This is a genomic window from Paenibacillus sp. 2KB_22 (assembly GCF_052115745.1).
Lineage (GTDB): Bacteria > Bacillota > Bacilli > Paenibacillales > Paenibacillaceae > Paenibacillus.
In genome coordinates this window covers 108,552-130,179 of record NZ_JBFRHG010000003.1, presented here as the reverse complement: position 1 = coordinate 130,179, position 21,628 = coordinate 108,552, and the positions used below count along the sequence as shown (strand labels likewise).

Sequence of the window (21,628 nt, the reverse complement as noted above, 5' to 3'; positions counted from 1 at the left end):
ATGTCAGCAAAGGCTTTTCGTTTTAGATTGCGTTTATTGATCAATCAAGTTGGTTACTTTCAACATTCTTGCAATCAATGCAGTGACCTCAGCACGGGTCATCGTAGTTTTCGGACTCAGAACCTCCGGTCCATTACCTTGGATGATCCCCGCGGAGATCAACTGGGCTACATCTTCTTTCGCCCAATTCGATACATCCGCTGCATCACTGTAACGTCCCAGTTCAGCATTCATCTGATCCGGGCTGATTGCTGCATCCGGTTCGATCAGACGATAGGCACGAGCAACCATGGCAAACCCCTGCTCACGTGTGATTTCCTGATTACCGTAGAAGTTCCCATTATCGTATCCGCGAACGATACCGAATTCATTCGCAAGAGCTACCGCATTGCGGAACCATGCCGAATCGTTAACGTCAGGGAATAGATTCTGCGGTGCATCCTGACGCATTAAGCCCAGTCCAAGTACAACAATCTCGGCAAATTCGGAACGAGTAACCTGACGGTTAGGGGAGAACGTGTTATCTCCGTTACCTTTCAGATCTAATCTCGCAGCGATGTTGTTCACATCCATTTTGCCCCAATGGGATCTGGCATCTTCGAAATCTTGCGGATTCCAGATAACTGAATAACTTCCGCTGCTACGCAAGTCATTAATGAGCGCATAGTAACGGCTATTAACTTTGGTAACAACCGTTGGTACATGGAAGATGCTACCGTCCGGGTTAATGATCACGCCTGTCGTAATCCGGTTCGGATCGATTCCTTCCGGCAGTGCAATATACTTCGGTGCATAGCCGTTCAGTTGCCCGGATCGAACCGTTTGCCCATCTTTTGAGAATGTGAGATCCAGATCAACCGGTGTGACAAGTAGCTCGTATCCTTGGGAAGCGGCTCTTGTTTCGGCGCTGTCAATCAACGTATCCGATGAACGTGCAATATCGATATGGACATCAATATCATTCAATGCTGCATTACCAAGCTGCCTGGAGACACCGTTTATGTCCATTTTGCCACCAGGTACCGGATAGATCGCAAGCGGATTGCTAATGTTTAGTTTGGAACCTTGATCTACTAATTGTTTTAGTGTTTCAAGGGTTAAACCATCCACCTTCATATCCCCATCATTGGGCGAATGAATGGCGAACTGCTGACCTGTGCCTTGAGACATGGCATCATTCAGCTTGGCTGGATCAACTTGAACCATTGTTTCTTTGTTGTCAGATGTTTTGGATGTAGCAAACGGTTGATGACTACCGTCCCGAGTGGTTTCCAAATTATCCTTCACGGGTGCTGGAGTTGGAACTGGCGTAGGTGTAGGTGATGGCGTACTTCCACTGTTGCCGCCCGTATTTCCATTTCCGCCATTGTTGCCTCCACCATTGTTACCATTGTCACTGGATGCTCTGTTTACGTTGATTTTGTACTCCGTAACATGGCCAAGTGAATCCGTGACTTTAACAACAATGGTATTTCCGCCAATTTGAAGCGGTAAATTCTCACTGGCACTACCACTTGTAACCTCTTTCCATTCTCCATCTCCAACCGCTATTTCAATCTTCGCAAGTGGATCAAGTGCCGTTGGCGTTAATTGAAATTGATATACGCTATTCGGCACAGAGATGGTGTACGTGTCTTTAGCCGGATCAAAGGCCGGGGACAAGCTTCCTGTAGACGGGATCAGCGTTTGCAACGTTGATGTGTCAGTACCAATCACTTTGGTAAGTCCCGTTCTCGCATCAGTTAGATCTTGAAGCGCCTGATCTACCTGTGCTTGGGTTGCCGTTGGATCATTCAACACTCGCTCTGCTTCATTCATCGCATTATCGAGTGCTACCCAGCTACCTGGTGTATATTCCGCTTCAGTTAGATTTTCAGCCTTGATTCTATCATATTCGCTTTTTAGCGCTGACGTGTCGATGCCAGTACCAGGGTTCCTGGTAAGATTCTCCTGGGCATCCACCAAGTCCTGATACGCTTTTTCCACTTGTTCGGGTGTTGCGTTTTCATCATCGAACACGGATTGAGCAACTTCTAAGGCATCTTGTAGCGTTTGCCATGATTCTGGCGTGTACGCCTCTTTGTCCAGTTCACCTGTTTCAGTCTTCCCGTTAATCTCATCAATTTTGGCTTTCAACTTCGCCTTGTCAATAATAACAACATAACTTTTCCCATTTGATGCTTCTGAGTCTGCATATGCTGGATTGTTCGTCTTCGCTGTGACTGTCACCGTGTAGGCGCCAGCTTTCAGCGGTGGTTCCAATTGCGACAGGTTCAGTACCGTTCCAGGCACCTCCACTGTACGCTTCGTACCATTTTCCATTTCGATCGTTACTTCATATTTATCTGCATGCTCAACGGTTTCCCAATTTAATTCATCATCGGTCAGTGTGACGTCTGGTGCTGTCAAAGGAGTCACAGCAGTTGCAATGGTAAAGTACGAATCCGGACCAAAATTCGAGGTATTAAGCGTTACTTGGCCGTTCTGAATTAAATGTAACGAGTTTGGATTACCAAATTGAGCATCATCGCTGATCACAAGATACTGAGGCAACGCCGAGGTACCTCCGGTGTCGTCTAACTGAAGTGTAATCTGTGATTCAGTCCAGTTTGCTTTCTGTACTTTGTAGATGCGCTCCATCCCAAGCAGTTTTTCTTGATCTTTCGTCATAGGTGTTTTGAACTCAGTACTTGCTCCATTATCACCAAACGTAAAGAAAGAAGAATCGTTTGAAAAATTATTTTGATTCGCAGAATTTGTATCCTCGATACTGTTGCCCAATGCAATCGTTAACATGGACCCCAATTCCTGCGCCTTGGCTTGTTTCTGCAGCAAGTTACTCTGATCATCTCGACCGATGCTTGTAACGCGATGGGTATAGATTGCATTCACATTTGAATCCCAGATCGTAGTCATGTTTGAATCGACATATGAATTGGCTGTCGTCTGATCCAGCGTATAGCCGTATTTGATCGCCAGATATGTGCTGACTTTTTGGCGTTCCTCGTCCGTCAGCGCATGATCGTATACGATAATTTCTTCAATCGTTCCCTGCCAATGTTCAACACTCGCAGTTGCTGGAACAAGCTTACCGATTACTGCTCCGCCAGAGTTACCCGTATCCCATGACTTAGGAACATCCTGTCCGTAACCACCTAGTTCCTGTACCTGCTTCATTTTACTGTACAATCTAGCTATGTTAGATTCAGTATTTCCACCTGTCCAAGTAACAAATTGCTCGTTCGGGAACGTCGTTCCTAGGAACCCCTCAGGAGTGTATAATGTCTGACTCATGGTACTGTTAAATGTGGTCAAGCCGCCTCTTGTACCATTTTGAAGCATCCCTATACCAGTATAACCACTCGTTTGGGCTCCCCAAGAAATGATATACTTGATGCCTCCAGTTTTACTGGTTTTGCTAACCGTAATAATTGATCTGGCAGTCTTCCCTTGTGGAAGCTTACTTATATCCAGATTCATAAAAGTTTTCGTTCCGTCATATTCCAATACCGGATTAAAATTAATATTATGATTCTTGTCATTCCAATAAGTCGGTTGGTTATCGACCTCATCTTGTGTTGCGTTATTTACTTTACTACCTTGATCTTCCCAGGTACTCACCTTCTGGCCGCTGGTAACTTCCATGCCCAGATCAGATCGAAGCCATAGCGCCGGGGCATCAACTCCACCCGGACCAGCTGTGCCTCCAACCGACTTGTCTACTACAGTAATATCCCTGCGTACAGGTTCAGCAGAGATTCCATTATTCGTTGCTGTAACCCTCAATGTATATTCTCCAGGCGACAATGCAGCGGAAGGTGTGAACTCCCATGTTCCGTCTGGGTTGACTGTAGCTTCACCGACAACGTTCTTAGCTGGGTCCGATTTGTTTACCATTGTAATGGTTACCACGGCACCAGATGTAACGGAACCTTTCAAAGTAGGTTTGGCACCCACAGTAGAAAGATTCAAGGGAGTATCCAGTACCAGATTGACTGGCAATCGGTACGTCAGAATAACCTTATTCGCTTGATTATCATACGCAACCGCTGCAGTCGTATTGATATCTGATACGAAATAGGATTGATCCGCTATTTGTGCAAGGTAACCTCCCCCGCCAATCGCAATATCAACGACTGGGTTCGTTACGTCATCAGGCATAATATTAGCGTATACACCAACCTTCGCGCCGGTCTGCAAAGGGTTAACCAATGTCAGATATGCACTGCCGGTGGCCGACGTGTTTTTCAAGTAAACGTTACGCTGTTCACCCTCGGTATTCAGGTTATCATATACATAGGCTGTTCCTCCGAAATCGAAACGAGCATCGGCGGCACTTCCCCGCATATACACAGCAACATTCCCAATTGTTTGTCCATCAGCATCTATTCCATTACCCGATAGAATATTACCCGTAATCTGCCCGCCTGTCATAATAAACCTGGGCTTGCCAGATAACCCAATACCAACAATGACACCATTACCATCCGCAGAAATTTCATTTTCAGTAATGATTCCGTCTTGAATCTCTACAACTCCCCCACTACCTGCACCAAGGAGAGAAGGAGGGTTATTTGCCAGCTTTCCGGTGATCCGGTTGTGGTGAATCCGTGTACCATCCTGAATGACTACCGTTCCTCCAAGTGCTGCAATAACGCTTGCCGTACTTGAGCCCCCAGTTGTGACATAGTGATTTCGAACCTCAACATTTTTAAGCATCACCTTACCGCCCGTTACTTGCATCCCATAGATCGCTTGGTTGGTAGCAACATGATTACCGTCTATATCCACATTCTCAAATGTAATGTTTCCATTCGGCACCCGAATCAGATCTCTGTTCTTAAATTCCTCACCTCGAAGAATAGAGTATCTGTTACCTTCCTCAGATGTGATCGTAACTGTTTTTCCTGAAGCAGCAACAGTCCACACGTCATTCAGCGAAAGATTGCTTAATAGAACAATCTTCCCTGAGCCTGTAATTTCAGTTAGAGCTCTATTCATTGTTAAAAAGGGAGCTTCCTCTGTTCCCTCGTTCTCGTCATTGCCGATCGATGATACGTAGAATATACTGTCCGCTGCCATGGCAATAGGCATTGGTGTGAACGCAGATGTGGTCACAATTACAAGTGACAATATCGACATTAGCATTACTTTAATTATTCTCAACGCTGTACATCCTCCTTTTGTTCACTATCATTTTATAATTCAAATCAATTGCACTTAAAAATGGAACTCATCCTGCTGAAATGTCCCCTTTTTTTGCTTAATGAACATGCCCCCCTTATTTGAAAATGTTCATCGCTCCTGAATGATCTGTGCTCCGTTGTGGAATCTCACCACATCGCACTTATTCTACACAAAGCCTCTTACCAAACTCTTACCAAACCCTTCGCCAGCAAATTCAACCAAAAAAACAGCCCTGCACATGAAGCTGCAAGGCTGTTTATATCCAATTACATATTTAAATGTTTCCATTGCTGGTACCACAACTCCACTTCCAACCCAGGACGGAGGCCCGCCTCTTGTTCTAATGCAGTAACCAACTGATTATATTGAGCGATCACAGGATCTTTATTGCCTAATCGATCATAGGTTTTCATTAACGCCAGTCCAACTTGCTCCAATGAAGGCTCGAATTGCTGAACCCGATGATATAACGTGAGTGCATCCGTGTGCTGTTCCAGTTCAATATAGTATTGTGCAAGCTGCATGGCGTGGTTACGCCAAAGGGCATGCAAGCGCTGACGCTCCAGTTCGGCCCATACGTAATCATCCTCGCCATAATATTTGCCTTCATACTGATCTGAGGTCTGCCGATGTTCGACTACTGTGGAAGAAGATAATAAAGGCAATAGGTGCAGCCGATTCTCCCATTCTTCCGCGTCAATTCTGAATTCTCCCGTCTCCAGAAGATAACCAAACTGCTGATAGCGGATGAACATCTTGTCTTCGCCCATGAATTCGTTCATCATGCTGCGTAAGCGATGGATGCCACTATGCAGATTGGATATGCCTCTCCGCTCATCCAACTCGGGCCACAACAGTTCAAGCAGCGTGTCCCGCTTAATCGGTTTGTTCCGATGGTGGAGTAAATAGGCGAATAATTCTCTGATCTTGGTTGTTCTGAACTTCATATGTTTTGGCGGCTCGTTCGGATGCAGTTGGACCTGAAGCATTCCCAGACAGCGGATGACCATGGATGGCCCTTCTGTTATATTCAGACTTGCTGGCACCGTTCGGCGTTGATACATCTTCATCGTTTTCTCCAAACGGTCACGCGTTACAGGCTTCATAATATAGTCCAGCACTTCAAGCCCATAGGCCGTCAGTGCATGTTCGTTATAGGCTGTTGTAAAAATAACCTCTGTTCCAGGAGAAACCTCATGGATCCGTTCGGTCGCCTCAATCCCGTTCATCCCCGGCATCTGTACGTCCATGAAGACGATTTCCGGCAGATGAAGTTCGATCTGATCGATGGCTTCTTGTGCCGTCAAAAAAGAGCCGATAACTTCACAATCCTCTCTCTCTTCCAACAGTTTGTTCAACCTGCTCAGAGCGAGATATTCATCATCTACCAAAATCACTCTCATATGCACAACTCCTCTGGCTCACTGATCATCCTTTAATCTATAATTTTACCATAAATCCTGATGTGGTACCGCTATCATTTGAATATAGAATTTATGTTCCGGTATTGAAAAAAATGTTCTTCATTACCAGAGGGCATGCAGGAATTTGGAGTAAACTGTCGAAAACTAAAGTCTGCCATGAAACTATTAACCTATAAAAAGATACCCCGATATGTATTGTTGTCGATTCTATTCCTGACTATTTTGCTTGGCTTTCGCTGGATATGGTCTGAGTCTTTCGCTATACCCAAACATCCTGAACCCGCTAAAGGCGTGCTGGACCTTCGAGGCTGGGACCTCGCCAACGCTTCACCCATATCCCTGGATGGAGAATGGGAATTTTACCCCCATGCGTTAATCTCTAATCATGATATAAAAGTAGCAGACCACTCATCCACACCCATACAAGTTCCCGGTGACTGGCGGAATGTGTTACCCCAATCCTCATCATCATTTGGATATGGAACATACCGTCTTCGCATACTTGTAGATCCATCCGTGACGGAAGTCTCTCTCTGGGCTCAGAAAATCCAGACTTCATCCATTATCGAGATGAACGGGACCATTGTTGCCAAATTTGGTCAACCCGCCACCCATGCCGAAGCCTATCGACCGGAAAGGACTGCATTTGCGACTTCCTATGCGCTTGGCGGTTCCGCCGAAATCAATCTTCTGGTGCAGACAGCTAACTTTGATGACCCTTATAGCGGAGGGATCACGCGCTCTCTCTATTTCGGCTCTCCAGAAGCCATTGGAAGTGAACGGGGATTATCTATTGATCTGCAAAAGATTACGTTCGCCATACTGATCTTGCACAGCTTATACGCTTTTATTATGTTCCTGTTTATCCGCAAGGAACGAGCTCTGCTGACGTTCTCGATGCTAACACTGGTAGCTGCCCTAACGGTCACCTCTGACCATGACAATCTGTTATTGAGTTGGATTCCTCTCAACTTCACCTGGATCGTCAAGGCCAAAGCGTTTTCCTATCCATTGTTCGCATTCTTTCTTCTACAGATGGCTCGAAGTTTCTCCCATAGTCTACAAGGCCGTAAACTGTTTCGTATCTACGCCAGCGTGCTTGGTGTGTACTGTGTATTTTTGCTAATCGCACCGGTGACCTTGATCTACCATGTCCTTAAAATTGGACTATCTGATTTCCTTTACCTGTTTGCCATTGGCTGGTCTGTGTACCTGTTCTTCCGAATGGCAGCGGAGAAGCGAAGTGACGCAAGCTTTCTGCTCTTTGCGGCAACCAGTAGCTTATCCAGCGTATTGTGGGGAATCGTGAATTCGCGTAACGAAATTACCAACGTGTATTACCCCATTGATGTGATCGCAGCCATATTCGGCTTCTCTGCCTATTGGTTCCGAAAATACTTCCGCAATTCAAGTGAGATCGAGAAGTTGTACGAACAGCTCAAAGAGGAGGATCGACAGAAAGATCAGTTCCTTGTGAATACAGCTCATGAACTGCGTACACCGCTGCATGGCATCATCAATATTGCGGAGAGCATCGCGGTCCGTGAACGGCGTAAATCAGGCGGACAGCAAGCAGAAGACATGAAACTGTTGGTTACCATTGGCCGACGCATGTCCCAACTGGTTGATGATCTCCTTGACGTGATTCGCCTGAAGGAGAAGCGGATTACGCTTCAGAAGAAACCCTTATCTCTTGCATCTGTCATTCCAGGCGTGATCGGCATGTTCCGATTCATGGCAGAGGGCAAGCCTGTCCATATGGAGGTGGACATTCCAGATACACTTCCACTTATCCAGGCCGATGAGAGAAGACTTGTTCAGGTTCTCTACAATTTGTTGCATAATGCACTCAAATTTACCGATGAAGGTACGATTACCGTATCTGTCCGGGAACATGGGGAAAGCATTTTAATTCAAGTCTCGGATACAGGTGTTGGCATAAGTGAGGAGATACAGCAGCGAATATTCGAGGCCTATGAACAGGGGACCCCAGAGGCTCGTTTAAGCGGAGGAATCGGCCTCGGTCTCAATATCAGCAGGCAGCTCACCGAACTCCATGGCGGCCAGCTCACTGTACAATCTGTACCTGGGCAAGGATCAAGCTTCCAGATCTCGCTTCCACGGGAAGATACCGCATCGCTGGCTGACCAGACTGAACAGCGATGGGAGGCTCACAGCTTTGATGAAATCGCGATTGCAGAGCCGCAGCAGCAGACCTTATCCACTTCTCATGATAAGACTGTCGCCCGCATTCTTGCCGTTGATGATGATCCTGTAAACCTGCGAGTGCTAATCTCCATGCTAGCGAATGAACCCTATCACATTCAACCTGCGTCCTCCGCGCTTGAGGCCCTTGCGTTACTGGATACGGAGCCCTGGGACTTACTGATTGCTGATGTCATGATGCCTCATATGTCGGGCTATGAATTGACTGAGAACGTGCGCAAGCGATATTCGGTATCAGAGCTTCCGATTCTGTTGTTGACGGCCCGGAATGAGCCAGCCGATGTGTACGCCGGATTCATGGCCGGCGCTACGGATTATGTCACCAAGCCCGTTGATGCCGTTGAGTTGAGGCACCGCATTTCATCCCTAATTGTGCTGAAACAATCCATCGATGAGCGGCTGCGCATGGAGGCTGCTTACTTACAAGCACAGATCCAGCCACACTTTCTTTTTAATACGCTTAATTCAATCATGGTTCTTAGCGAGATGGACACAGAACGCATGCAGAAACTGGGCGATGCTTTTATCGAGTACTTGCAGACCAGCTTTCATTTTGTCAATTCGGAGAAAATGGTTGAGGTGACTCACGAGCTGGATCTCTCCCGAGCCTATCTCTACATTGAGAAAGAACGATTCATGCACCGGTTGAACGTCATCTGGGATATTCCGGATGAACTTGATCTATCCCTGCCTCCACTCACCATTCAACCGCTCATTGAGAATGCCGTTCGGCATGGCGTTCTAAGCAAAGTTGAGGGTGGAACCGTGCATATTCGGATCATTCATCAAACAATGGGTACTGTAATCGAAATTGAGGATGACGGCGTAGGGATGCAACCTGAGCAGATCGAACGGGCATTGGCGTGGCCCAAGAAAGGTCCAGGCGGAACTGGAGGCATTGGATTAACCAATACACATCGCCGGTTGACCCAAATGTACGGACAAGGACTGACCATCGCCAGTTCACCGGGCCAAGGCACGAAAGTATCCTTTGTCATCCCTTTGGACCGCAGCACAGGAGTCTGAGTGATAAGATAGTTCTATAACGCTACAACGGGCATTCAGTTTAGTCCGTATCCGTTGCTTCGCGTAAAGTCTAAGATAAGCGCGATAGTGAAGAACATACTTATATTCATCTTCAGGTTCAACTCCAAGTTCAGTCATATCAAATAAAACGAAAAAAGAGCTAAGCACGGGCTTCATCCCGGCTTAGCTCTTTTCTTTGGTTTAATTATATGATCTAACACGATTAGATAAATGGTTATACGTGCAGGACATGTTTTTCATCCGATAATCCCAGTGCCTTGGCTGTTGAAGAATGAACCTCTTTGAGCAGATCCAGATTCTCCACAAGGGATATGCCGTAGGATGGAATCATTTCCTTGATCTTCGGCTCCCATGCCTCCATATGCTGCGGGAAGCAACGCTGAAGAATCTCAAGCATGACCTGAACTGCGGTGGATGCACCAGGTGATGCACCTAACAAAGCCGCAATTGTTCCATCTGCAGACGTGACCACTTCCGTACCGAATTGGAGCGTACCTTTGCCACCTTGGACGGTATCCTTGATGACCTGAACACGCTGTCCTGCCAGAACCATATCCCAATCCTCACTCTTCGCACCCGGAACAAAGTCACGCAATTCTGCCATACGCTGTTCTTTGGATAACATGAGTTGTTGAATTAGATATTTGGTCAAAGAGATTTCCTTGACACCTGCTGCGAGCATCGTAAGCAGATTATGCATCTTAACCGACGTGATTAAGTCAGCATTGGAACCCGTCTTCAGGAACTTCGGCGAGAACCCGGCAAACGGCCCGAATAACAGCGACTTCTTATTGTCGATAAACCGGGTATCCAGATGTGGAACGGACATGGGCGGAGCCCCTACCGAAGCCTTGCCATATACCTTGGCATGATGCTGTTCCACGACTTTTTGATTTTTACACACCATAAAGATGCCACTGACCGGGAATCCGCCGATATGTTTACCTTCCGGAATGCCCGTCTTCTGGAGCAGATGCAGACTTCCTCCGCCCGCACCGATAAAGACGAATTTTGCCTTATGGCGTTCGACTGCACCACTCTTCAGGTTTTTCACGGATAATTCCCATTGTCCATCGCTGGTACGTTTCATATTCTTCACGCTATGTTCGTAGTGGATACCCACGTGTTGTTCCTTCAAATGTCTGATCAGCATACGCGTTAAAGCACCAAAGTTAACGTCCGTACCGGAGTCAATTTTGGTCGCTGCAACAGGTTCATTACTTGTACGATCTTTCATCATCAGCGGCATCCATTTCGCCAGCTCTTTCTTGTCATCCGAGAATTCCATGCCTGCGAACAGCGGGTGATTCGACAAGGAGTCATAACGTCTTTTCAAAAACTGGACGTTGCTCTCTCCGTGTACATAACTCAAATGAGGAATCGGCATAATGAAGTCCCGCGGATTACGAATCAGACGGCTATTGACGAGATAGGACCAAAATTGCTTTGAGATCTGAAATTGTTCATTCACTTTAATCGCTTTGCTAATATCTACGGTTCCGTCTGGTCGTTCAACGGTATAGTTAAGTTCGCACAATGCAGCATGCCCGGTTCCGGCATTATTCCATTCGTTGGAGCTTTCCTCTCCTGCATTGGCTAGCTTTTCGAAAACCTTAATATTCCAGTCTGGTGCCAATTCTTTTAGCAAAGTTCCCAAAGTTGCACTCATAATTCCGGCACCAATCAAGATAACATCTGTACTCGTTTGTCCCTGGCTCATGTCTACCGTCCTTATATCCTATATTTGCCAAAAGGATGTAAGCGTTATCGATTTGGCATTTGCAGCAAGCCCATTCTTGAACGGGGTCGCACCTTCTCTGAATGATTATAACCTTGATCTAGTGTATCAATAATATAGAGCAATTTAAATATGCAATTTCAAGATATTTGCTATTCCATCAGTATACGCTAGTTTACATCGGAACGTTAGCCCGGTTATAGGCCTGAAAGATATATTTGTTCAAAACAAAGAAAGGAGCCCGGTTTTAGTGGGACTTAGGGAATCAAATGTTGTATAGCCTTGAAAATGGATGCACGAAGAGCCGCTCTCGAATGTTTCGCTAAGCGGCTCTTTAATTAAAGGGAATGGGCATGACAGCCTATGCGGCGTTTCAGGAAGTACTCAGAAGATCGAAATCAGTTCCTTTGTATACGGATGGCGTTCTTCAGCGAACAACGCATCTGCGCCAAAACGGTCAACGATCTGACCTTCCCTCATAACGATGATGCGCTGACTCATGCGATGTACCGCGGCCAAGTCATGCGAGATGAACACGTATGAAAGACCAAGCGATGTCCGCAGATCGGTGAGCAACTGCAGAACGGCACCTTGCGAGATCACGTCCAGACTGGCCGTCGGCTCATCCAGAACGACAACGTCCGGCTCAATGCCAATGGCACGTGCGATCGTGACCCGCTGACGCTGTCCACCACTTAGCTCATGCGGATAACGTCCAGCCAAATCGCTAGGAAGTTCGACCGCTTCAAGCAGCTTTTGCACGTAAGCGTCCTTCGACGTGTAGGTAAAGTGAGAAAGCTCGGCGCCCCGTCCAAGTTGTTCGTACGGATCGATTAGCGAGTCGGCAATCTTGAGCTTTGGATTCAATGCAGCCATCGGGTTCTGAAATACAATCTGAATCTTTCGCCGATGAGGTCGCAACCGTCGGCCGCTCAGCCGCGCGATATCCTGTCCGCCCAGTGTAATCGAGCCTGTATCTGCATCTTCAATCCGCAGCAGACAGCGGGCGAGTGTACTCTTGCCACAGCCGCTCTCGCCAACCAGGCCAAGGCACTCGCCGCGGTTCAAAGTGAAGGAAATATCATTCACAGCTGCTCGGTCTGCACCTGCATACGTTCGGCTGAGATGTTCCACCTGAAGCACGGGGTCTGCGGAGATACTGAATGATGAAGAAGTCTTTGCAATGGATCTCTCTAGCTCCGCATCTGTATCGGCATGATCTGTATCTGTAGCATTTATGACTGCCTGATCTGTATCTATAGTATCTATGACCACATTGTCTGTAACTGCATTGTCTATCTCTGTATGGTTTGCGCCTTTAGCACGGTCATGAACTCGCACATTGGATTCGTCAGACTGCACAAATCCTTGGCGTTCTTCATTTGAAGTCGTCTTCATTCTGTTCCTGCCTCCTTCAATCCCGACTTCAGTGAGCGGTTCAGAACGGGAGCTGCCTCGATTAACTGGCGCGTATATTCATGCTGGGGATGGTCAAGAATGCGATGCTTGCCGCCCGATTCGACGATCTGTCCTTCCTTCATGACAGCCAAGCGGCTGGCATAGCGGCGAACATGACGCCAGTCGTGCGTGATAAACAGAATCGCACAGCCCGTCTCCGCTTGTTTGCGTGCCAGCAGTTCCAATACGCGATGCCCGGATACACTGTCCAGTGCCGTTGTCGCTTCGTCAGCGATCAGCAGACGAGGAGACAGCATCAGCGAGGTAGCAATGGAGGCCCGCTGAAGCTGTCCACCGCTCAATTGAAACGGATAGCGGCGCAATAATTCCGCACCAAGACCAACGGATTCCAACGCTTCCTCCGCTCGTTTCTTGCGGATGGCAGAAGACTTCTCCCCATGAACCTTCTGGTATTCATCGAAGTGCCCACCAATACTGCGAAATGGCGTAAACGCTCCCTGATAGTCTTGAAAAATATATGAGATGTGGCATCCCCGCAGGGCTCGCATCTCCTTTGGCTTTCGTTCGAGCAGGTTGCTGCCCTCGAACATGACTCGTCCTGACGCGTGCAGGTTGGGCGGCAACAGACGACCAATGGCTTGCGAGAGCAAGCTTTTGCCGCTACCGCTCTGTCCAACGAGTGCCATGAATTCACCTTCGCGAACAGCCAGAGAGACTTGATCTACAATAGTGCGATCTCGGCTGGAAATGCTCAGTTCCTCAATGGAGAGAATCATGGCTGCACCTCCTTCTTCACATCAAAGCGGTCTCGCAGATAGTCGCCCAGCATGTTGGCAAGCAGGACTACCGAGACAATAGCGAGGCCCGGGTAGATCATCAGCTCTGGCCGAGACTGGAAGTAAGGCCGTGAGTCATTCAGCATCGCTCCCCATTCAGGTGTTGGCGGTTGTGCGCCAAGGCCGATGTAGGACAATGATGAGATGAGCAGGATGATTTTGCCCAGATCAAGACTGGCCAGCACGAGCACATGCCCTGCGATATGTGGAAGAAGATGTTTTCTCATGATGCGACCGTCGGATAGTCCGTTGGTCCGGGCGATGCGAATGTAATCCTTTTGGGACTCCGATAAAACCGTACTTCGAACGAGACGTGCATAACTAACCCACTTTACAATCACAATCGCCAACACCAGATTACCGATTCCCGCCCCCAGCAGGCCACTGAGCACAATCGCCACGATGGTATCGGGAAAAGCAAGAAAGGCATCTGCAATCCGCATGAACAGTTTATCGACCCAGCCACGTTTGTATCCTGCGATCAAACCAAATGGAATACCGATCAGCAGTGCAGCGCCGAGTGCCAGTAAGCTATAACCCAACGTTTGACCGCCGCCAAGCAGCAGACGTGTCATAACATCGCGTCCCAGATGGTCGGTACCGAACGGATGGAGAGCACTTGCCCCCTGCAATCGTCCACGCAGATCGGTTAAGGTGTGGTCATGTTTTAAGTATAAAAAGGCATATAAGGAGGCCCCGATGACCAGCAGTGCAAACAACAGACCAATGATCGCCTGCCAGCTATGTTTTTTAGATTTTGCAGTTGGAATGGGCAGGGGTATGGTTTTCATCGGTGGGCCTCCTTTTCCTTGAGTTTCATTTCAGGATTCAAATAACGATAAGACAGGTCAACCGCCGTATTCACAAGGAATACCACGACAGCCATGATCAGGATGTACCCTTGAATCAGTGGATAATCACGCTGGCGGATGGCGTCAACGACAAGCTTGCCGATACCGGGATAAGCGAACAACACTTCAATCACAACGACTCCGCCAATCAGGCTGCCAAGACTGACGCCAAATACCGTAATCACAGGCGGCAGACTGTGCCGAAACGCGTGAAGCATGAAGATCCGGCCTTCGGATACCCCTCTTGCCCGGGCAGAGCGGACGAACTCCTGACTTAGTGAATCTAGCAGGCTGGAACGCAAAAGACGCACATAAACGCTGGAGATGGCAAGTCCCAGTGTCAGAGATGGCAGAATAAGCGATGTGAATCCATCTCGACCCATGGTCGGCAGATTGCCAAAGCGTACGCCGAACATGTCAATCAGGATCAGACCCAGCCAGAAACTCGGCACCGCCGCACCCACAATGGAGAGCATCCGACTGCCCCGGTCAATCCAACTGCCACGATGGAGCGCCGACAGCGAGCCGAGCGGGATCGCTATGACGAGCATGACCAGTAGAGCGCCTATCGTCAGTTCAGCCGTAGCTGGCAGCGCACGCATCAGGGTCTGCATGACGGGCTGGCCTGTCGAATACGATACACCGAAATCGAGCCGAACAAAATCGAGCAACCAGTTGCCGAACTGGACAGGAAGCGAATCGTTGAAGCCCATCTCCTCACGTACAGCTTCGACCTGCTCCTGACTGACAGACAGTTCGTCCACGTTCAGGATCGTCAGCACCGGATCACCCGGAGCCAGACGAATGAACAGGAAACTCACAAACATGATGAACAACAGAAAAATAAATACCTCAAGGAACTTGCGAAGCAAAATGCGAAACATTACATCACATCCAGCTTATTGGTAATCATGTAATACTCACTGCGAGTGGTAACCCAGTTCTTGATCTTCTTGCCGTTATAGGCAACGATCGTACCCGGATGCAGCACGAATGAATTCAGCACGTTGTCATGCACGTAGTTGGCTGCCTTCTCGGCAAGCTCTGCGCGCTTTTCCGGTGCAACTGTGAGATTCAATTCGTCGATGATCTTGGTCAGTTCCGGATCTTCCGATCCGCTGAAGTTAAGAGCACCCTTGGGATGGTACGTTGCATTCAGGTAGTAACCGGCATCCCCACGAGGAGCGGTCAGATTACTGTACGTTGCAATATCCCAGTCGCGGTTGGATGCCATATAATCTTCCGGTGTGTCGATCTGGCGAATCTGCACGTCAATCCCGATCTTCTTCGCATCAGATTGGAACACTTGGGCAATCAGCGGCAAATCGGCACGAGACGAATACGTCAGCAGCGTCAGCTGCAACGGTTTACCGTCCTTGGTCATCACGCCGTTTTGCAGTGTATATCCCGCTTCCTGAAGATAATTCACTGCGGCGTCAGGCCCGGATTGCGTAGCCGTCTCTGCATAGGTTGGCGCGAATGGCAGCGATGGCAGGAACGGTCCGATGGCTGCTTCGCCGTAGCCGAGCAGGATCGTGTCCACGATGCCCTGACGATCAATCAGCGCGTCTAGCGCACGACGGACATTAAGGTCCTTCATACTCTCCCGCTGCATGTTCATCGTTAACTGATGCACGCGGAACGTCGATGTAGACTCAACCGTCATGCCGTCTATCGCTTTGAGCGATTCGAGGCTCTCGACTTCTGGGCGGTATACGATATCTACCTGTCCAGATTTGAGCGCTAGTGTGCGTGCATTGGCATCTTCATTGAATGAGAACGTGATGGAATCCAGAGGCGATGCTCCGTCCCAGTATTCATCATATCGATCCAATTCCAGCTTGCTGCCTGGGGTAAAAGAAGTCAGCTTGAACGGGCCCGTACCAATGGGCTTGTTCACAACGTCCGACTCACTCACGTCGATAATCGCCGTGTTGGGATTCACCAGCTCTGAAGCGAACTCCGGGAACGGCTGAGTTGTGGTGATCTCCAGCTTGTCGCCCTCGGCTTCAATCGTATCGATCTTCAGTGCGTTCTGGATCGCTACATTCTCTTCCAGTGCACGTTCAAGGGATGCCTTAACGGATTCACCCGTCATTGGCTTGCCGTTCTGGAAGGTCACATCATCTCGCAGATCGATCGTCCAGTGCTGTCCGTCCTCACTCTCCCAGCTCTCAGCGAGCCATGGAGCCACCGTCAGATTCTCCTCATCGAGACGCACCAAAGTCTCTGTAATGCCCGCACGCAGCGGCACGTAGCTGGAATCCACATGTGGATCTAGTGAACTGGTGGAGAAGTTATATAGGAAGTGAACATTTTTATTATCGGTGGATGGCTGCGCAGCGGGACTGGACTCAGATGATCCGCAGGCGCTCAACAGTCCAGCGCTCAAGGCCAAGGAGACCAGCGCTAGCAGTGGCGTCTTTTTATTCAAGGTAATGCCCCTCTCTCTTAATCGTAATCATTATGATCTAAACAATGAGTACTATCATATCGTAATGATTACGTTTTGACAAGAGTTATGTTGGTGGTGAAACGAGAAAAAATCCGACTCTCGGATGAGAGCGGATTCTTCATGTTTTTGGTTACATATGAGGGCTTTATTAGTGGGCCTTTCATTTGCATTCCGGGATTGTTTACAGGTGATACCATGCAAGATTTTCTCGAAGAGTTACAACCCAGTTTCGTAGTCTTCCAGCAGATGTGACCAGTAACCTTCGACATTCTCCATTGCTATCGGATCAATCTTCTCAAAATAACCACGAAGTCCTCCGGCATACTCATCTGAGGTATATGTACCTTCCAGTCTCATTTTAGTTGCCAGTTCACTTCTAATTAGATGAAACAAAAAGAAGGTTCCCAAATTCTTGTTGAGCATATATACGTTGGACTTATCCAATGAAGACGTTGCGAAAAACATATCGCTCCCTTGTTTTAGATAGAGACCATACGAGTCACGCATACCATAACTTGCGAAGTGACCAATCTGAATATATTCCTCTCCTTCAATAACTTTCACTTGGAAAGCATCAGATTCATAAAAGGAAAAATCATCATATTGTTCTGGAACTCCTATGTCGATTAAAAATAGAGCATTCTCTTCACTTATGCCCCAATCTTTTAGATTAGTAAAGTCATAATTAATTATTTCCGTGTCATAGTAGTCCTTTATATCAACGATATAAAAATTCATGCTCTCACTCCTCTAACCTTTTTAATGCTTGAGCTAGAGCTATACGACTTATCTAAGAAATCACTGGTGCGACCAGGCCTCCAGTCCCTCATCACTTATATCAATTGGTGCCTGTTTAGACATGTATTCGGCATTTGCTAGAGGAAAAGCATAACCACCTGTAATAATCTCACCATGCTTTCTTCTAATGGTTCCTCCTCTTTCAATTAAAAGAATCAAAGGTTCATACAAATCATGAAACTCCGAAGCAATTTCATTACCGGAATCAACTAATAACAGCCATTCCAAATATGCTTCACACGTCCCTTTTAAGAAACCATTTTTCAATCCCTTTAATTTAGGACATTTTTCAGTTATATCCAGATCAACGTCATATCCGAACGCACGAGAAGCGTTGAAGAAGGGATACGATGTTTTCAAATGGTATGTAGTGGTCAATAGTGCTGCTCTTCTAATATACTCCTGTAATAATGCCATGTTTGAGGGCTCATCTGTTCCACCGGAAGTACTCCAATTGATGCTGTTTATCCTTTCTATACCTTTATATAATTGATTCATTAATACCTCCCCCTATAGAGACAACTACTCAATTCTAATAAATTCCCACATCAAGCTATCACCCTCAGAACATATACAGAATTGTACTTTCACTAATAAATGCGCTAGGCAATATATCTAGTAAATTTTCAATTCTACCCGTCATATAATCTAACTCACTCCCGTTTAAATGTTCCTTTGCCCACTCACTTAATCGTTTTAACTCAACCACAGCAGCTTCTAATTGGTGAAAATATATTTTAGATCCATCCCGAATCAGGATTATTCCTAATTCATGTATTGCTACCTCCCAGTACTCATCATAAAATTCCTGAGTAGCAATATTCTCACTGAGTGTCAGCTCACTATTCCGGTCTTCCATATCACCGTTATATCTGTATAGACCTACGGACATTATTCCCCTCCTGATCGATTATTAACCTATTAGAGCTACGTACGAGGTAACGACTAAATAACGCAGTCCTCTAGCAACTGCGTTATCACATGAAAAATGGCTTCTTAAATCAACCCTGCCATATCCTTCTCAATAAAGTTTCCATCCAGTAAATCATAAGGCCAGTCATAGATATCAGGGTTCTCTCTACAATGCGAATTAATGACAAGTTGACCATCAAACCGCAGAAAGATCACACCAGTTTCACTATCTGTCAATGCAATATCCTCATCTAATTTGTCCTTTAGAGTATTAATCGCTTGGAATATGATTTGTAATCCCTCTTCGGGTGAGCGTGAGAAAACGGAAATATTGGTACAATAATTAATATTTATATTCAACTCTTCTCTCGTAAAACTCACTAACTCATCATCGTCTTGTGCGATAACTGAGAAGTTAGGATTGGCAATCCTGTAATAATCGTCCCTCGATTTCATATAAGTCTCCTGAGAAAAATCTTTTAGAGAACTCAATAATAAATCTGCTAATTGCTTCGTGTCTTCTTTATAAAATAGGAACAATGCTAAATCCATACTATTCCCTCCGGGAACCATATAAAAAATGTAGACGGAATCTAGGTTACAATTTTCAAATCATTTTCGGATCTTTATAGCACCAATCAGAGTCATAAGGCATTGAATATATCTTTTGTATGTCTTCCCAAGTGTAGACCCAATCGTAATCAGACACCCAAAAATAGTCGGATCTATTAAAAATCAGATATTCATAAACGAAACGAAGAATGACCTCTTCTGCTCCAAACACTTCTTCTATTGTACCCACTCGAATGAGTTCGTGATTAGGATCCAAATCAAGATCTTCATAGTCACTGAATATTACACTCTTATTTTCCTTTGCCTTCACATACATAATGAATTGATGATTATTCTCATCGCTATTGTAGGAATGAGCCAGTATGTTCAACGTTGTAGAAGAGAATTTTCCATTTTCAAGGTTTTTATGATTATCAAAAATAATCCGGTTGTCGGAGTTAAACGCTGCAATCATAGTGTCAGACAAAAACTTTTCTGGCGTATACTTTTCACGCTCCGTTAAGAAAAATGCAGTGGTTCCCATTAGTTATCCTCTTCTTTATTAGTTTAAGGACTCTAGAACTGCTATGAACGGAGGATGTCCCGTTTCTTGGTTTTGTAACAAACTTGGTTTACGAAATCTTAAACTCGTCTGCAGTTCAATTACAGGTGCTTCAGCCCTGACCTCTTTAAGCAAAACTTTTATCCAAAGGGGGCACAAGGGTACTCTACAACCCAACATCCTTATAACAGAATCAATATCGAACTCGCGTCCATCTAAATTATTCGAATTCAACATTCCCCGGTAAAGATATTCGTCTGTAGAATTTAAAGATTTACCCCGCTCCTCAATCGGAGTAATTATGAATTTACTGTTTTCACCCAGTACTTCGTTATGATAGGTGGATAATTCATCTACAGTTTTTAATAAGTATTCCTTAAAAGAATCTAAGTCCATATATTTGATCAACATGATCACTCCTTTAATTTCTTTATTATTACTGGTTTGGAGTCTACAACATAACCATCTTTGTCTGTTTCAAACTTATAAAGTTCAAGCCAAGAGCTCTTCACCTTTACACCTGCGTTCTTTAGCAAGTCAGCGTACATACTTGATTCTTCCGGAGAAGGACGGTAGTGCCCTGACTGATTAGTAATCTTTCTTACTTCTCCTTGACCATTAATCTTTAATTGCCCAGCAGCAAGGACTTCTTCCCGTCCTCCTAATGTATGATGTCGCTTCCCAATGATTAATTCTCCATTTTTATTGATAACGAAATCAACTTCAGTTCTACCATCAATTCCTTTTATTCTTCCACTTTCTAAATGATATGTGAGCACTTTGCCGTCATGTGGAAAGTCTTCATTTGGGAATTTATTACTAATAGTTGAACTAGAATTCACTTTTCCATGTGTAGCCCCTAAATTTTGTTCAGCCTTCTTTATATTATTTTGAATCTTAGATGTCAAACCAGATGACGACGTTTTAAATGGTCCTGAACGTCCCGGCATACTCCCACGAACCATCTGAATTGCCATGAAAATCTGACTAAACTTCAGAGACGCAACCATCATCTGAGCATATTTATCTGATACAGGCTCGCCCGTCGTAGGATGAATCCCCATCTCAAATGCCTTGATCTGTAACGCAAAAATATCTTCACCAGGCGGTTCAACGTTCACAGCTTGCATGCGATTAAAGTCCAGATTTCCCTGATCCCTCTGATAAGCCTGAAGAGAAGCCTGATCCGCAACACCATTCTCGTTGACAGGCATCCAGACCAATTTACCGAACATATTGATTTGCGCCATCCGATATCCCTTATCACCCGAACTTGAATCACCTGATGATTTGGTCATCATAGCTGCGGCACCGACAGCTCCAATTGCACCACCCAGACTTCCCTTCTGAGCATCTGCATCCTGGAAACGCGTGGCGATATCCTTCAATTCCTTGGATGTATTCACCATACTCTCCAGCGCTTTATCCAGTATAGGTCGTGACTGCTCGAACTCATAGTAAAATCGCTCCTGCGTCGCGCCCATCCACATCATCTGAACGAACATGATCTGTCTCATCAGATCACTTCGTATACTCTCCAACTGTTGTCTGGCCTGATCCACCTGATTCGATACGTGATGTAGTTGTTCAGGGGTAACTTTGATTGTACTCATAATGTTTC

16 protein-coding genes are annotated in these 21,628 nt (G+C 46.3%); 1 reads left to right on the top strand and 15 read right to left on the bottom strand.

Annotated elements, in window-relative coordinates:
* Window positions 1–33: 33 nt before the first annotated feature.
* Both AB4111_RS19540 and AB4111_RS19535 read right to left on the bottom strand, forming a co-directional pair.
* Window positions 34–5,166: an S-layer homology domain-containing protein gene (locus AB4111_RS19540; RefSeq protein ID WP_442032862.1), complete on the bottom strand. Its 5,133-nt coding sequence runs from the start codon at window positions 5,164–5,166 to the stop codon at window positions 34–36.
* 287 nt (window positions 5,167–5,453) lie between these two features.
* Window positions 5,454–6,590: a response regulator gene (locus AB4111_RS19535; protein WP_442032861.1), complete on the bottom strand. Its 1,137-nt coding sequence runs from the start codon at window positions 6,588–6,590 to the stop codon at window positions 5,454–5,456.
* Between the two features lie 177 nt (window positions 6,591–6,767).
* On the opposite strand from AB4111_RS19535, the gene AB4111_RS19530 reads away from it, so the two are divergent.
* On the top strand, window positions 6,768–9,863 hold the full coding sequence (locus AB4111_RS19530; protein WP_442032860.1) for a hybrid sensor histidine kinase/response regulator: 3,096 nt from the start codon (window positions 6,768–6,770) through the stop codon (window positions 9,861–9,863).
* A 235-nt stretch (window positions 9,864–10,098) separates the two neighbouring features.
* On the opposite strand, the gene AB4111_RS19525 is transcribed toward AB4111_RS19530, so the two are convergent.
* The 13 genes from AB4111_RS19525 to AB4111_RS19465 all read right to left on the bottom strand — a co-directional run bounded on the left by AB4111_RS19525 (window position 10,099) and on the right by AB4111_RS19465 (window position 21,620).
* Entirely contained in the window at window positions 10,099–11,604 is a 1,506-nt protein-coding gene (locus AB4111_RS19525) for a malate:quinone oxidoreductase (protein WP_442032859.1), read from the bottom strand.
* Window positions 11,605–12,006: 402 nt separating this feature from the next.
* Window positions 12,007–13,020 (bottom strand): ABC transporter ATP-binding protein, encoded by a 1,014-nt coding sequence (locus tag AB4111_RS19520; protein WP_442032858.1) that lies wholly within the window; start codon window positions 13,018–13,020, stop codon window positions 12,007–12,009.
* Window positions 13,017–13,817 carry an ABC transporter ATP-binding protein gene (locus AB4111_RS19515; protein WP_442032857.1) on the bottom strand — a complete coding sequence of 267 codons (801 nt, stop codon included), beginning with the start codon at window positions 13,815–13,817 and terminating at the stop codon, window positions 13,017–13,019. Before AB4111_RS19515 ends, AB4111_RS19520 begins: the two co-directional genes overlap by 4 nt.
* Complete coding sequence (nikC, locus tag AB4111_RS19510; protein WP_210110307.1) at window positions 13,814–14,668, bottom strand: nickel transporter permease; 855 nt, start codon at window positions 14,666–14,668, stop codon at window positions 13,814–13,816. Before nikC ends, AB4111_RS19515 begins: the two co-directional genes overlap by 4 nt.
* Complete coding sequence (gene nikB, locus AB4111_RS19505) at window positions 14,665–15,612, bottom strand: nickel ABC transporter permease (RefSeq protein ID WP_442032856.1); 948 nt, start codon at window positions 15,610–15,612, stop codon at window positions 14,665–14,667. The genes nikC and nikB overlap by 4 nt, the downstream gene beginning before the upstream one ends.
* Window positions 15,612–17,162, bottom strand: a complete 1,551-nt coding sequence (nikA, locus tag AB4111_RS19500; protein WP_442032855.1) for a nickel ABC transporter substrate-binding protein — start codon at window positions 17,160–17,162, stop codon at window positions 15,612–15,614. Before nikA ends, nikB begins: the two co-directional genes overlap by 1 nt.
* A gap of 237 nt (window positions 17,163–17,399) precedes the next feature.
* A complete protein-coding gene (locus tag AB4111_RS19495; protein WP_442032854.1) occupies window positions 17,400–17,921 on the bottom strand; it encodes a hypothetical protein in 522 nt (173 codons plus the stop codon).
* 60 nt (window positions 17,922–17,981) lie between these two features.
* Complete coding sequence (locus AB4111_RS19490) at window positions 17,982–18,479, bottom strand: hypothetical protein (RefSeq protein ID WP_442032853.1); 498 nt, start codon at window positions 18,477–18,479, stop codon at window positions 17,982–17,984.
* A 64-nt stretch (window positions 18,480–18,543) separates the two neighbouring features.
* Complete coding sequence (locus AB4111_RS19485) at window positions 18,544–18,873, bottom strand: hypothetical protein (protein WP_442032852.1); 330 nt, start codon at window positions 18,871–18,873, stop codon at window positions 18,544–18,546.
* A 104-nt stretch (window positions 18,874–18,977) separates the two neighbouring features.
* Window positions 18,978–19,445 (bottom strand): hypothetical protein, encoded by a 468-nt coding sequence (locus tag AB4111_RS19480; RefSeq protein WP_442032851.1) that lies wholly within the window; start codon window positions 19,443–19,445, stop codon window positions 18,978–18,980.
* A 55-nt stretch (window positions 19,446–19,500) separates the two neighbouring features.
* Window positions 19,501–19,989, bottom strand: a complete 489-nt coding sequence (locus tag AB4111_RS19475) for a hypothetical protein (protein ID WP_442032850.1) — start codon at window positions 19,987–19,989, stop codon at window positions 19,501–19,503.
* A gap of 18 nt (window positions 19,990–20,007) precedes the next feature.
* On the bottom strand, window positions 20,008–20,418 hold the full coding sequence (locus tag AB4111_RS19470; protein WP_442032849.1) for a hypothetical protein: 411 nt from the start codon (window positions 20,416–20,418) through the stop codon (window positions 20,008–20,010).
* Between the two features lie 2 nt (window positions 20,419–20,420).
* Entirely contained in the window at window positions 20,421–21,620 is a 1,200-nt protein-coding gene (locus AB4111_RS19465) for a WXG100 family type VII secretion target (protein ID WP_442032848.1), read from the bottom strand.
* Window positions 21,621–21,628: the final 8 nt, after the last annotated feature.

Coding starts and splice junctions, on each gene's coding strand:
- AB4111_RS19535 (WP_442032861.1), bottom strand. CDS start 6,590: ATGAGAGTGATTTTGGTAGATGATGAATATCTCGCTCTGAGCAGGTTG.
- AB4111_RS19530 (WP_442032860.1), top strand. CDS start 6,768: ATGAAACTATTAACCTATAAAAAGATACCCCGATATGTATTGTTGTCG.
- AB4111_RS19525 (WP_442032859.1), bottom strand. CDS start 11,604: ATGAGCCAGGGACAAACGAGTACAGATGTTATCTTGATTGGTGCCGGA.
- AB4111_RS19520 (WP_442032858.1), bottom strand. CDS start 13,020: ATGAAGACGACTTCAAATGAAGAACGCCAAGGATTTGTGCAGTCTGAC.
- AB4111_RS19515 (WP_442032857.1), bottom strand. CDS start 13,817: ATGATTCTCTCCATTGAGGAACTGAGCATTTCCAGCCGAGATCGCACT.
- nikC (WP_210110307.1), bottom strand. CDS start 14,668: ATGAAAACCATACCCCTGCCCATTCCAACTGCAAAATCTAAAAAACAT.
- nikB (WP_442032856.1), bottom strand. CDS start 15,612: ATGTTTCGCATTTTGCTTCGCAAGTTCCTTGAGGTATTTATTTTTCTG.
- AB4111_RS19495 (WP_442032854.1), bottom strand. CDS start 17,921: ATGAATTTTTATATCGTTGATATAAAGGACTACTATGACACGGAAATA.
- AB4111_RS19490 (WP_442032853.1), bottom strand. CDS start 18,479: ATGAATCAATTATATAAAGGTATAGAAAGGATAAACAGCATCAATTGG.
- AB4111_RS19485 (WP_442032852.1), bottom strand. CDS start 18,873: ATGTCCGTAGGTCTATACAGATATAACGGTGATATGGAAGACCGGAAT.
- AB4111_RS19480 (WP_442032851.1), bottom strand. CDS start 19,445: ATGGATTTAGCATTGTTCCTATTTTATAAAGAAGACACGAAGCAATTA.
- AB4111_RS19475 (WP_442032850.1), bottom strand. CDS start 19,989: ATGGGAACCACTGCATTTTTCTTAACGGAGCGTGAAAAGTATACGCCA.
- AB4111_RS19470 (WP_442032849.1), bottom strand. CDS start 20,418: ATGTTGATCAAATATATGGACTTAGATTCTTTTAAGGAATACTTATTA.
- AB4111_RS19465 (WP_442032848.1), bottom strand. CDS start 21,620: ATGAGTACAATCAAAGTTACCCCTGAACAACTACATCACGTATCGAAT.